This window comes from Vibrio nigripulchritudo ATCC 27043 (genome assembly GCF_000222685.1).
Taxonomy (GTDB): Bacteria; Pseudomonadota; Gammaproteobacteria; order Enterobacterales; family Vibrionaceae; genus Vibrio; species Vibrio nigripulchritudo.
Window position 1 is genome coordinate 1 of record NZ_AFWJ01000044.1, and the last position, 12,238, is coordinate 12,238.

At 47.8% G+C, this 12,238-nt stretch carries 14 protein-coding genes; 6 read left to right on the plus strand and 8 right to left on the minus strand.

The genetic code is table 11. The annotated features are described in order from the left end of the window. Positions 1-186 precede the first annotated feature (186 nt). The 6 genes from RH89_RS05640 to RH89_RS05665 all read left to right on the plus strand — a co-directional run bounded on the left by RH89_RS05640 (position 187) and on the right by RH89_RS05665 (position 3,849). On the plus strand, positions 187-510 hold the full coding sequence (locus tag RH89_RS05640; RefSeq protein WP_004400146.1) for a hypothetical protein: 324 nt from the start codon (positions 187-189) through the stop codon (positions 508-510). A gap of 157 nt (positions 511-667) precedes the next feature. Next, positions 668-1,012: a hypothetical protein gene (locus tag RH89_RS05645; RefSeq protein ID WP_004400147.1), complete on the plus strand. Its 345-nt coding sequence runs from the start codon at positions 668-670 to the stop codon at positions 1,010-1,012. A gap of 319 nt (positions 1,013-1,331) precedes the next feature. Then, positions 1,332-2,429 carry a DUF3472 domain-containing protein gene (locus RH89_RS28625; protein WP_050811503.1) on the plus strand — a complete coding sequence of 366 codons (1,098 nt, stop codon included), beginning with the start codon at positions 1,332-1,334 and terminating at the stop codon, positions 2,427-2,429. 110 nt (positions 2,430-2,539) lie between these two features. After that, positions 2,540-2,761: a VF530 family protein gene (locus RH89_RS05655; protein ID WP_004400149.1), complete on the plus strand. Its 222-nt coding sequence runs from the start codon at positions 2,540-2,542 to the stop codon at positions 2,759-2,761. Positions 2,762-2,823: 62 nt separating this feature from the next. Next, a complete protein-coding gene (locus tag RH89_RS05660; protein ID WP_004400150.1) occupies positions 2,824-3,432 on the plus strand; it encodes a Crp/Fnr family transcriptional regulator in 609 nt (202 codons plus the stop codon). A 75-nt stretch (positions 3,433-3,507) separates the two neighbouring features. Continuing rightward, positions 3,508-3,849, plus strand: a complete 342-nt coding sequence (locus RH89_RS05665; protein WP_004400151.1) for a hypothetical protein — start codon at positions 3,508-3,510, stop codon at positions 3,847-3,849. A 22-nt stretch (positions 3,850-3,871) separates the two neighbouring features. On the opposite strand, the gene gabT is transcribed toward RH89_RS05665, so the two are convergent. The 8 genes from gabT to RH89_RS05705 all read right to left on the minus strand — a co-directional run bounded on the left by gabT (position 3,872) and on the right by RH89_RS05705 (position 12,076). Further along, on the minus strand, positions 3,872-5,146 hold the full coding sequence (gene gabT / locus RH89_RS05670) for a 4-aminobutyrate--2-oxoglutarate transaminase (protein ID WP_004400152.1): 1,275 nt from the start codon (positions 5,144-5,146) through the stop codon (positions 3,872-3,874). A 53-nt stretch (positions 5,147-5,199) separates the two neighbouring features. Beyond that, on the minus strand, positions 5,200-6,642 hold the full coding sequence (locus tag RH89_RS05675; protein ID WP_004400153.1) for an NAD-dependent succinate-semialdehyde dehydrogenase: 1,443 nt from the start codon (positions 6,640-6,642) through the stop codon (positions 5,200-5,202). Continuing rightward, on the minus strand, positions 6,639-7,622 hold the full coding sequence (locus RH89_RS05680; protein ID WP_004400154.1) for a 5-oxoprolinase subunit C family protein: 984 nt from the start codon (positions 7,620-7,622) through the stop codon (positions 6,639-6,641). The genes RH89_RS05675 and RH89_RS05680 overlap by 4 nt, the downstream gene beginning before the upstream one ends. Continuing rightward, positions 7,612-8,487 carry a 5-oxoprolinase subunit B family protein gene (locus RH89_RS05685; protein ID WP_004400155.1) on the minus strand — a complete coding sequence of 292 codons (876 nt, stop codon included), beginning with the start codon at positions 8,485-8,487 and terminating at the stop codon, positions 7,612-7,614. The genes RH89_RS05680 and RH89_RS05685 overlap by 11 nt, the downstream gene beginning before the upstream one ends. A 9-nt stretch (positions 8,488-8,496) precedes the next feature. Beyond that, positions 8,497-9,894, minus strand: a complete 1,398-nt coding sequence (locus tag RH89_RS05690) for an acetyl-CoA carboxylase biotin carboxylase subunit (RefSeq protein WP_004400156.1) — start codon at positions 9,892-9,894, stop codon at positions 8,497-8,499. Between the two features lie 44 nt (positions 9,895-9,938). After that, on the minus strand, positions 9,939-10,178 hold the full coding sequence (locus RH89_RS05695) for an acetyl-CoA carboxylase (RefSeq protein WP_004400157.1): 240 nt from the start codon (positions 10,176-10,178) through the stop codon (positions 9,939-9,941). Between the two features lie 18 nt (positions 10,179-10,196). Then, on the minus strand, positions 10,197-10,946 hold the full coding sequence (gene pxpA / locus RH89_RS05700; protein ID WP_004400158.1) for a 5-oxoprolinase subunit PxpA: 750 nt from the start codon (positions 10,944-10,946) through the stop codon (positions 10,197-10,199). Positions 10,947-11,017: 71 nt separating this feature from the next. Then, a complete protein-coding gene (locus RH89_RS05705; protein ID WP_004400159.1) occupies positions 11,018-12,076 on the minus strand; it encodes an ABC transporter permease in 1,059 nt (352 codons plus the stop codon). Positions 12,077-12,238 lie beyond the last annotated feature (162 nt).

Here is a 12,238-nt window from a genome sequence, read left to right on the forward strand (position 1 = left end):
GTTATCGGTCTCTCGACAGAGGAGCCTAGCTTCAATCGAACTACCCCATAGAAAGCTTTAGTTGCAGCTAAAGCCTGGGTCTCACATTACCCGAATTCAGGAAAGATTATCCATACAAACGCTTCAAGCCGACCGCCAACAAGTGGCAATTTTGGTTTGCAGTGATTTAAGTGTTAGGAGTAGAGGGTGAACCGAGGTCAATTTTCAAATAGTATTAATGAATTCCACAACAGATTGGCGTGTGCACAACATGTTGATTTTGGCTTATTTGAAAACGTACTTTCAAGCCTAGAAGAGTCTTATGATCCAATAGATGAGTATTCATTAAATGATTTGTGTGAAGTTTATTCATATTATCAATACAACAATCAGTATCTATTAAATAGCGCTGAATTAACATCGAAATTTGAATTGATTGCTACGAGAATTCAGAGGCACAGAGAGTTTCTCGTAGCTAATGGCATAGCTCCTGATTACGTTTTAAACTGGAGTATTCAGGATAAGGTGTAATTCACACCTAACAAATATTCAAACAGACCAAAAACGTGTGGCATTTTTAGTTTGCGTTGAGTTTGGTGTTTAAGGTGATTTGCAGCCGTTTGTTTTGTGCGTTGTCTGCGGTTTAAGCCGGCGTTATGTTCCAATTCTTTTATATGAGGTATTAACCTTGAATTATGAATTTCCAGATGAGTTAGATTTTTTTGAAAGAGGCTTTGGTTGCTCTGATGAGTATAACCATGATGAAGGGCTATTTTCATTTATCATGCAGTATGACAATGGAGATAGCTTAGCCTTTACTCATTCACCACTTTATAACTGTTTCATAAGGGTAAGATTGGTGCAAGGTGATGTAGTTATTTTTGATGTATATAAAGAAAATGTTACTTCTATTACTTTCCAAACTTGGGGCTCAGAAAAAGTTTTACGAGTCCATTTTTCTAAAGAAGCTGAGAATAATGATTTCCTTTTGTATTTTAACCCAAAGCCAAGATTGTGTTACTCCGAACTTTGATTTTTACACATAACAAACGAGTATAGCGTTAATAACTGTTACCCTCTGTCTTCCTACCTCTAAAATCCTCGCTTATAAGTACTTGAGTGTCTTACTCGATAATAGAGTGTTTTTAACAAACGACATTCGATTATATATCTGAAAATAAAAGCTTTAGTTACCCTTTATATAACTTGAATAAATAGCTCAAAAATACGCAAGGCAGTTCATGTTTTCTGAATCGCGACCTAACTTCTGATTGTTCAAATCACAATTTGGTATCAGTTACTTTATAAAATGTCGGTAGTGTTTCACATCAATAAACTTATAGGTTTGTATTATGAAGAAATGTCTGATTCCCGTCTTATTTATGAGTCTGATTCCGAGTGTTACTCACGCAGTTGTTGCTGGGGGAATGGTTTCTTATGGTCACCACTTCTCCGCGGCTGGTAACCATTTGGAGTATGAGTACAACATCCTCGACGATGGTGATTCAAATTCAAACTACTATTGGGCGACTCAGTTTTGGTTTAAAAATGGCAATGGCGGTTATGCTGGTTTACAACGTGGTAATGGTAAAAGAATCAATTTTTCTATTTGGGATGTAACTGAGTGGGATAATAACAGTGCGGCTTATTGCCGATCGTTTGACCATGAAGGTGATGGCGTTCAGTGCTCCTACCAATATGACTGGGTTGAGGGTGAAAATTACAAGTTTGACCTGACAAAAGAAGGTCGTTCTGTTTCTCTGTCCGTGACAGCAGCATCAACCGGAGTTGTTACTGAAGTTGCCACAATATTTGTTCCAGAATCATGGGGAAACATCAAAAACAACATCAACACATTTGTAGAAGAGTACTCTCAGGGAGCGGGGCAGTTACCAAGTTGTAATGCTATGGCGAACACTTCATCTAAGATAGAAAGTGTAAAAATGGATGGTCGAGCTGCCATATTTGCCACGACGAAGCAATATGGGAACTGCGGTTCCTATGCTGATTCATTGTGCACGAATGATGGCACCTGTTATTCAAAAACAGGGGAAGACTACGTTAAATTTGATTCAACCGAGATGAAGCTTGTCAACAAGTCGACAGGCTATTGTGTTGATAATCTAGCTGGTAGTGGTGTCATCGGATTTTGGGCATGTGATGGTAACCAGAACAGTAACCAAAACTTTACGTTCGACAAGGGCTCTTCATTATTAAAACTGTCAGATTATGGACATGCCAAATGCATTACCCTTGCTGATGATGGCTTCATTAAAACGACTTCTTGCGCCAAATCATCACAATGGTGGTATGAACCAGTTCATCAACACTTAATCGAAGCTGATAAAAATGTGTGTATCGGGCCAACAGAGCTACAAGCTGGGTATCGCTTAAAAGAACAAGCGTGTTTGCCTAACGATGATCAAAGCTTTCGATTTGAGAAAAAATAGTAAAACCTAGAAGGGCATATTCCTAAAGGCTAAAGAAATAACTCTTTAGCCTTTCTGATTTCTAATCTGCTACACTCTGCGCCAAATATTGGTATTCAGGAATTGCAGTAATGAGCCAGGAACAACCTAATAACCCTTTGCACGGTTTGACCTTAGAAAAGATACTCGTGCGTTTACAAGAACATTATGGATGGGAAGGTTTAGACGCAGAAATCCAAATCAACTGTTTTTATAACAACCCATCCATTAAGTCTTCTTTAAAGTTCTTGCGTCGCACCCAATGGGCAAGGGACAAAGTTGAAGCACTGTATATTGAAACCTTTTGTAAGTAACCTGAATTCGCGATAGCTACGGGCTTCACTCTCTAAGAATCCCGCCAAATCTAAGGTAATACGTGACTCAAGATACTCCTCAGCAACCGCTTACCAAGCTTCGAGCGCATTTGTGTCAGTTCGTTTCTATATCCGATAAGGAGTGGGAAACGATCTCAGAAAGCTTTAAGGTTCATAATTTTGAGAAAGATATAAGCTTGCTTGGGAATGGTCTGGCTTGCCGGAGTATGTATTATCTCAGCTCTGGCATTACACGCTCTTTTGCCATTGACGAGAACGGGCGCGACTTTACCACTTGCTTCCACTTCAACGAACCTTCTTCAAATGTGAAAAACCTGTTCCTTACTGATTTTTCCAGCGTGATCCGCAACGAACCATCCCAGCTACATTTTCAAACGCTGACCGAAGTACAAGCGGTAGAGTTACCGACTCAGGCGATATCTGAGCTTTACGAACGTGGCGCAAAATGGCAAAAGCTGGGTCGAAGACTTTCAGAAGAGGCGTATTACCACACCCAGCAACGCGCCATGTCTTTGCTGATGAAAACTGCAAAGCAGCGGTATGTTGAGTTGTGTGAACAGATGCCTCACCTGATTGAGAGCATTCCAGAATATTACGTGGCGTCCTATCTGGGCATTACGCCCCAATCTCTCAGCCGAATTAAAAGTTAAAGCCAAATTACCATATGGTAATGCTTTGTTTTGCCAGCGATATTATCTTTCTCCAAAACAGATTGGAGAGCAGTAATGTCTATACGTAAACTCGTTCAGCACCAGCAAAACACTTACGGTCATTTTCACCAGCATCAGGGCAATTTCCTGATTCATTTAATCATGGTTCCGGTATTCATTATTGGGTTCTGGGGAGCATTGGTTTCGTTGGTTCTTGGCAAGTTTTTGATGGCTGGAGGCTTGGTGTTATTGCCCCTTGTCTCTATCGCTGTTCAGGGTATTGGGCATAAAAAAGAACACCTCCCGCCAGAGCCCTTCACCAGCCCGGCGAATGCGGTTACCCGAATTTTGCTTGAACAGCTTTATACCTTTCCAAAGTATCTGATTTCAGGGAAGTGGAAGAATAAGCGCCAGTAACGGCGCTTTAGTGATTATTTAACTACTGTGTCGTTATAGCGATCAGCGAGTTCTGAATGATTTCAATTGCCTCTTCCAGAATATGGTCCTCTACCGTTAATGGAGGCAATAATCTCACCGCGTTTCCAAACTGACCGCATGGCAGCACGATCAGGCCATTGTTACGGCAGTGGGTGATAAACGGAGCAACGTGCTCGGGCGCTGGGGATTCACCGTCTACAAAGTCGAAAGCAATCATGGCTCCGGCATGTCGAACGTAGGCAATTGGAGTGTCAGGGTGAGCGTCTTTCACCTGCTTAATGGCGCGTTCGACTTTTTGCCCGATAACCTGTGCTTTATGGTTCAGGTCTCTGCTTTCAAGTTCATCCAGCACCGCATGTGCTGCTGCACACCCCACCGGGCTACCGCCATAAGTTCCACCTAATCCTCCGGGGTTAGGGCTGTCCATGATTTCAGCCTTTCCAATAATGCCAGAAAGAGGGAAGCCGCCAGCCAGCGCTTTGGCGACAGTAATCAGATCGGGTTGAACGCTATAGTGTTCGCTCGCGAGGGTTTTACCGGTGCGACCAAACCCCGTCTGCACTTCATCAAAGACCAGTAAGATCCCATGCTGATCGCAGAGCGCACGCAAGTGCTCCATCAACTCAGCGGGCGCTGCGTAAAACCCGCCTTCGCCCTGAATCGGTTCAATCACAATGGCAGCCACTGAATCGGGGGAAATGTCGGTTTTGAACACTTTTTCCAGCGACTTCATGGTGTAGTGAGTGTCCATACCCTGATACGGAACAGGGAAGGGCACATGGAAAATATCGGCGGGGAAGGGACCAAAGCCTTCTTTGTAAGGGGCGATCTTTCCCGTCATGCCCATAGTTAGCATAGTTCTGCCGTGGAAGCCTCCCTGAAAGGCAATGACGCCACGACGCTTCGTATAATGACGCGCAATCTTCACGGCATTTTCTAACGCTTCTGCTCCCGTGGTCATGAGTATGGTTTTGGCGTTATCGATTGGTGCGAGGGCATTCAACCGCTCGGCAAGTGCAATGTAGGTTTCGTAACCCGCGACCTGAAACGCGGTGTGGCTGAACAGGTCAATTTGGTTGATGACCGCTTCGCTTACTGCCGGGTTGCAATGCCCTGTGTTAACCACAGCAATACCCGCAGCAAAATCGATATACCGACGGTTTTCTACGTCCCAAATCTCCGCATTTTTTGCGCGTTTCACAAACAAAGGGGTAGCCGAAGCCACGCCCCTGGGGATCGCCTTTTGCCGGCGCTCCATCAGTGATTGGTTGTTCATGTGTGTGTTCCTTTTTCAAGACAGATAAAGATTGTTACGACAGATAAAAGCAGCTAAGACAGCCCACCAAAGCAGATGTATTTGGTTTCCAGATACTCTTCGATGCCCAGACGCGATCCTTCCCGACCTAAGCCGGATGATTTCACCCCACCAAATGGTGCGACCTCATTGGAAATAATGCCTTCATTGACGCCTACCATGCCGTATTCCAGCGCTTCACTCACTCGGAGGCATCGGTGAATATTTTGCGAGTAAAAATACGCCGCAAGCCCATATTCGGTATCGTTCGCCAGTCGAATAGCTTCATCTTCGGTATTGAATTTGAAAATGGGTGCCACAGGACCAAAGGTTTCTTCAGAGGCGATTCGCATCATAGGGGTCACATCGCACAGCACGGTGGGCTGATAAAACAAACCACCTAAAGAATGGCCAGAGCCGCCAGTCAGCAGATGCGCGCCTTGGCTCAACGCATCCCGAATGTGGGCATCGACCTTGTCCAATGCTGGCTCACTAATCAAAGGACCGATCTGGTGTTTGGGATTAATACCTTCACCCACTTTGAGTTTGCTGACGGCTCTGGCAAATTTTTCGCAAAAGGCGTCGTAAACGCCCGACTGCACCAGAATCCGGTTAGTACAGACGCAGGTCTGCCCTGAATTTCGGAATTTAGAGGCAACCGCGCCTTCGATTGCGGCGTCGATATCGGCATCATCAAACACAATGAATGGCGCGTTACCACCAAGTTCTAACGACACTCGTTTTACCGTGTCGGCACACTGCTTGAGGAGTTGCCGACCTACTGCTGTAGAGCCTGTGAACGACAACTTTCTGATACGCTCATCCCGAGACAGCACCTGACCGATTTCAACTCCGTTGGAGGCTGTCACCACGTTGATGACTCCATCCGGAATCCCCGCTTTTTTAGCGAGCTTCGCCAGCGCCAAAGCGGAAAAAGGTGTCGCTTCGGCGGGTTTGATGACCATGGTGCAGCCTGCCGCTAAAGCGGGTGCTGCTTTTCGGGTGATCATGGCAACCGGAAAATTCCAAGGCGTTATCGCAGCGCAAACCCCGACAGGCTGCTTGATGGTCTGCAAGCGCCTGTCTGCGGCGGTGGAAGGAATGATGTCGCCATAAGCCCGTTTTCCTTCTTCGGCAAACCACTGAACGAATGAAGCGCCGTATAAAACCTCGCCCATGGATTCTGCCAACGGTTTCCCCGATTCCTGAGTGATCAGCTCAGCCAGTTGCGCCTGATTCTCCAACATGAGGTGATACCAGTTCATCAGGCATTCGGCTCGTTGCTTTGCAGTGGTTTTACTCCACGTTGAAAACGCAGCGTGGGCGGCAGAGATGGCGACCAGTGTTTCTTCTACGCCCATCTCTGGCACTGTTCCAAGCTGGTTGCCATTGGCTGGGTCGAGCACCGCAAACGTCGTGCCGCTAGCGCTGTCTTGCCATTGACCGTTAATAAAGGCTTGTTGCTGAAGTAAGGTCACTGGTTCACCCCACTGCTTTGGATGTGGTGTTTCGCTTTGTCTAGTAGAGACTGATATTCCTTGCGTGCTGCCAACGCTTCTTCCATCGACACCTCAACAAAACGCGTGGAGGTATTGGGCTGCATCTGACCAATCAGATCCATATCGCCAGAAATCACGGTGCCAATCATAAAGTAGCCGCCACCAGAAACCGCATCGCGGTGCAGCACGATGGGCTCTTTCCCTGCTGGCACCTGAATGGAACCATATGGGTAGCAGCCATCCACAATATTGGAGGGATCAGATCCCGCACCAAATGGCTGTTCGCGTTCATTAAATTCCAGTGGCGTGCCGTTTTTAAAGCGGTAACCAATGCGGTCTGCTTCCGGTGCTACTTGCCATGTATCTTCAAAAAACTGTTTGCCAGATGCCCCTGTAATCCGATGCCAGTAGAGCCCAGTAACGACTCTTAATTCATTAGAATTCGGTCGGCGCAGCGATTCTGGTAATGAGCGAACCTGAAAGCCCGAATCGGATTGTCCTAATGGAAGTTCGTCACCCTGCTGAATTGGTCTGCCTTCAAAGCCACCCAGCGCGCCAAGAGTGTAGGTTGAACGGCTGCCCAACACTTCAGGAACATCAATCCCGCCAGAAACAGCAATGTAAATCCGGGCTCCTTGAGTCAGGTGAGAAAACGTCAGTTCTTGTCCTGCTTTAATCGCAAAACTTGTCCAGGTCGTTTGCGCTTCACCATCAACAAAAGGCGTCATGTCTGCGCCAGTAACGGCGACGGTGCAGTCGTTGGAGAACGTGAGTTTGGGACCCATAAAGACCGCTTCCAACACCGCTGCGCTTTCATCATTGCCGACCAACCAGTTGGCGCAGCGGCAAGCGAAACGATCCATGGCACCAGATACCGGAATGCCGAGATGGAAATACCCAGTTCGACCAAGATCCTGGACAGCGGTCGCCAGACCCGGGTGGTTAACCTTAATGCTCATAAAGCGCCTCCTTCAGTGCCGCGTTGTAGCTGACAATGTCCTGTTCAAATTCCGCCAGAGAAAACTCGGTAGACTGGATTCTTGGTTTGTATGTGCCGTCTTCAACCTGACTGACAATGTCGTGATATTCGGATTCCTCAATCGGGCGAAACTTCACGATGTCGCCGGGTTGGAAGAACACTAGGAAATCTTTCAGGTGAGCGGCGTTCTGGCTTGGGTCATAGATTGGCATCGGGGTGACACCAAACATCTGATAACCGCCAGCACCACGAACAGAATAAATACAGGAAAAACAGCCGCCGTAACCGACAGTGTGTTTTGGGGTATCGGTTCTTGGGCGAACATACTTGGGCACTTGAATCTGCTTCTCGCGTTCTACCATCTGGAACATAAATGGCAGCCCCGCCACAAAGCCCACCATGGTCACAAACCAAGGCGAATCAGAGTGCGCTTTAATGAAACTTTCGACCGAATCATACCCGTTGATTCGGGCGGCATAGGACAGGTCCGTTCCATCTGGATCCTGATGACGGTCTCTAAAGCGCATAAGGGTTTCGTGTGTCCACGGGTCTTGATAAAACACCGGAACTTCAATGATCCGAGTGGCAATTTTGGCTTCTGTCTGTGCCATGGACGTTTCTATGTCCTGAATGGTTTTAAGCATCACTTCAGGCGAACATATGTCAGGGTTGTACTTCACCTGAAAAGAGGCATTGGCAGGGCAGATCTCTTCAACACCATCGATCTTTGCATCGCGGATCGCCTGCGTCATAGACAAACTTTTAAAAAAGGCGGCGAGGGACATTTCTTCGCTGACTTCCACAAAGATGTGCTCGTCTCCGCCGAATGAATAGCGTGTTTTCATCGTCTTTCCTTATGATGCCTGAGACAGTGAACGGTCCGTGTTCTCGGTGCTTTCTGTCGGGTTTAAGTTTTCTAACCAGCTTTCCAGCCATGCAGTATTAAAGTCGCCACGTAGCACGTTTTCAGACTCACACAGTTTCTGGAACAGAGGCTGAGTGGTCTTTACACCTTCGACTTCAAGTTCATTTAAGGCTCTCGCCATACGCTGGATAGCCGTGTCACGGTCGGTGTCCCAGACGATTAACTTGCCCAGCAACGAATCGTAATAGGGTGGAATGGCAAAACCTGAATAGATCAGCCCGTCGAACCGAACCCCTGAACCCATCGGCGGGGTAAACTGTTTTATAATGCCGGGGAAGGGCAGGAAGCCATTAAACGGGTCTTCAGCATTGAGACGAATCTCGATGGCATGCCCGCGAATTTCAATATCGTCCTGGTTAAGGCGAAGAGGTTCACCTGATGCAATGCGCAGCATTTCCCGAATCAAATCCACCCCCGTAATGCATTCCGTAATCGGGTGCTCCACCTGAATTCGGGTGTTCATTTCAATAAAGTAGAACGACTGGCTTTGGTCGTCATACAGGTATTCAATGGTGCCTGCGCCCTGATAATTCACGCTTTCAGCCAGAGCAACGGCAGATTCACACATGGCTTGGCGAACGCTGTCTGGAAGTACAGTACAAGGCGCTTCTTCCCACACTTTCTGGCGACGACGCTGCAACGAACATTCGCGTTCAAACAAATGAATGGCACGGTTACCATCCGCCAGAATCTGCACTTCCACATGGCGAGACTGATGAATGAATTTTTCAAGGTATAAGGTGCCGTCACCAAAAGCGGCTTGTGCTTCTGCGGCGGCCTGATGGTAGTTTTCAAGAAATTCCGATTCCTGATTGATGACGCGAATACCGCGACCGCCGCCTCCTGCGGATGCTTTGATCATCACGGGAAAGCCGATCTCTTTGGCGGTATCCAGCGCCAGTTGTGGGTTTTTCATCGGGGAGCTTCCGGGCACCACAGGCACGCCTGCGGCTTCAGCCGTTTCACGGGCAACGGCTTTATCCGCCATCTTGCGCATGGTGTCTCCGTTGGGGCCGACAAATATCAACCCGGCTTGTCTCACCTGATCAGAGAAATCCGCATTCTCAGACAGAAAACCATAGCCGGGATGAATCGCGTCTGCACCAGTATCCAGTGCTGCCTGAATGATCTTGCTTCCATCGAGATAAGACTGGTTCGCCATTGGGGCGCCAATGCACACCGATGTGTCGGCAAGCCTGACCGCCAGCGATTCACAGTCGGCTTCGCTGTAAACCTGAACGGTCCGAATCCCCATTTCCTTAGCTGCGTGGATGATCCGCACAGCGATTTCCCCTCGGTTAGCGACGAGTAAGGTTTGAATTGTCATAACAACTCCTTGTGTTCATTCTGCGAGCTATTGATTAGTGCTGGCTACTTGAGCCGGACTATTGGCTGACCCGCGTTCACTGGTTTCTCGTTTTCCAGAAGAAACTCGTCTATCACTCCAGAGGCTTCTGCTTTGATCTCGTGGAACGATTTCATCACTTCCACTAAACCAATGGTGTCTCCCTCTGTTACCTTGTCACCTATCTCTTTGTAGTTCGGTTGATCGGGGGCTGAAGAGCGGTAGAAGATGCCCGGCAGTGGGCAGAGAATTTCTTTGTCTGACATGTTTCACTCCTTTGAAAATCAAGAAACATCAAATTCTTTTGATGGCTGCGGCAAATGGTGCTTAAGGGCTGCATTGACCGCTTTGGCAATATCCAGTGCGTTAGGGGTATCCGAATGAACACAAACGGTTTGGGCGCTGACTGGGATCTCGTCTCCATTCGTCGCAATCACTGTGCCTTGCTCCACGGCTTTTAACACCCGCTTTGCTGCTTTGATCGGGTCGGTTGCATCATGGGTTTGAGTAATCACTAAGTGCCCATGTTGATCATAGTCCAGGTCGGTGAAAAACTCGGGGACGAAGGTAACGCCTTTGCGCTTGTACACTGTCTCATGGCTGGTATTGGTCAGCCCGAATACGGGAACGTCGTAATGCAGTGCGATGTTGGCAATGGTTTCTGCAATTTCCGGATCCGATGCCGCCATGCCGTATAAAATGCCGTGAGGCTTAAGGTGGTTCAGCGGCATACCCAGCATATCCAGAAAGCCTTTTAACGCCCCAATCTGATAGACGATCATATTGTGCAGTTCTGGCTGAGAAAGGTGCATTTTTCTGCGTCCAAAACCTTGTAAATCGGGCAATGAGAAATGCGCGCCCACTTTTACATCGTATTGTTTTGCCAGCTCCACGGTGCGCTTCATGTGGTTGGGGTCGGAGGCATGGAAACCGCAAGCTACATTGGCTTCGGTGATATAAGGCATGAGCGCTTCATCGTCACCTAATTTGTAGATGCCGAAGCCTTCCCCCATGTCGCTATTTATGTTGATCATAGAAATACCTGCTTATGAAAATTTGATTCCAGACGAATGCCATAGTTTTCTTTTTTAACGATGCGCGGAGCCTACTGAGCCCCGAGGCTCGCTCGCATTCGAATACGAATTTGGTCGATGATGACAGCGAATATCAGTAATGCTCCAATCACCACGGTTTGGAGATAAGATTCCACTCGGGTGAGGTTCATCCCGTTCTGGACAAGACTAATGAAGATGGCACCCAGCACCACGTGTTCTACTCGGCCCACGCCACCGCGCAGACTCACCCCTGCAATCACGCATGCAGCAATAGACTGGAGTGGCATGGCTGCGCCAATGTTGGCTTCACCAGTATCCAAACGGGCGGTAATCAGCATGCCCGCTACCGCAGCAAAAAATGCGCAGAGCAAGTACGCCAGAATCAGCGTCTTATGGGTTTGAATTCCAGAGAGCTGCGCGGCGTGAATATTTCCGCCCACGGCATAGAAGTAACGCCCCAGACGAGTCCGGTTAACGATGACTAAGGCAGCTATCATCATCAGAATCGCAGCAAGAATTGGGGTTGGAATACCAAGAATGCTGCCAAACCCGAAGGTGTCGCCAAATTCCATCGGCATGCCGTAAACGGGGGAACCACCCGTCATGTACAGAGCCGCTCCGAATCCTACAGAGGAAATGCCAAGGGTCATGACGAATGGAGACACATTGAAATGCGCGACACCCACGCCGTTTACCAAACCCACGAGCAAACCCACGCCAACGCCGGCTAACAAGCCAAGGGCAATGGCGAGGTAGATAGCATCGGGCATGGCGGCATACACGCTTGCCATGGTGGTTGCGCCCACTACAGATGACAGCGCGATGATGGTGCCGACAGAAAGGTCAAACCCCGCAGTAAGTAATACAAACATCTGCCCGATAGCTACCATGATGAGGTAAGAAGACTGGCGCAAAAGGTTAAGGAGATTGCGCGAAGTCAGAAAGTTATCCGACGTGCTGGCAAAAATAACGATGGCAGCAATCATCAAAATAGGCAGCACACCAAGTTTTACAAAGAGTCTTTTCATCTGGTTCATTACATTGCTTCTGGATGGGTTAGACACTGGTTTTGCAGTGGAGGAATCCATTTTTATTGGCTTAGTGTTCATGGAGAAGCTCCTCATTCTGAGACGGCATAGATTCAAAAAAGTGGGAGAGGGCATTAGGTTCGGTGATCTCGTCGCCTTGTAGGTGCGCTTCGATTTTTCCTTCCCGCATGATGTAAAGACGGTGAGAGAGGTGAACCACTTCCGGTAAATCGGAAGAGATGA

Excerpts from the sequence above, each read along its gene's own strand:
- gabT (WP_004400152.1), bottom strand. The coding sequence starts at position 5,146 with ATGAACAACCAATCACTGATGGAGCGCCGGCAAAAGGCGATCCCCAGG.
- RH89_RS05690 (WP_004400156.1), bottom strand. The coding sequence starts at position 9,894 with ATGACAATTCAAACCTTACTCGTCGCTAACCGAGGGGAAATCGCTGTG.
- RH89_RS05680 (WP_004400154.1), bottom strand. The coding sequence starts at position 7,622 with ATGAGCATTAAGGTTAACCACCCGGGTCTGGCGACCGCTGTCCAGGAT.
- pxpA (WP_004400158.1), bottom strand. The coding sequence starts at position 10,946 with ATGATCAACATAAATAGCGACATGGGGGAAGGCTTCGGCATCTACAAA.
- RH89_RS05685 (WP_004400155.1), bottom strand. The coding sequence starts at position 8,487 with ATGAAAACACGCTATTCATTCGGCGGAGACGAGCACATCTTTGTGGAA.
- RH89_RS05655 (WP_004400149.1), top strand. The coding sequence starts at position 2,540 with ATGAGCCAGGAACAACCTAATAACCCTTTGCACGGTTTGACCTTAGAA.
- RH89_RS05665 (WP_004400151.1), top strand. The coding sequence starts at position 3,508 with ATGTCTATACGTAAACTCGTTCAGCACCAGCAAAACACTTACGGTCAT.
- RH89_RS28625 (WP_050811503.1), top strand. The coding sequence starts at position 1,332 with ATGAAGAAATGTCTGATTCCCGTCTTATTTATGAGTCTGATTCCGAGT.
- RH89_RS05705 (WP_004400159.1), bottom strand. The coding sequence starts at position 12,076 with ATGAACACTAAGCCAATAAAAATGGATTCCTCCACTGCAAAACCAGTG.
- RH89_RS05695 (WP_004400157.1), bottom strand. The coding sequence starts at position 10,178 with ATGTCAGACAAAGAAATTCTCTGCCCACTGCCGGGCATCTTCTACCGC.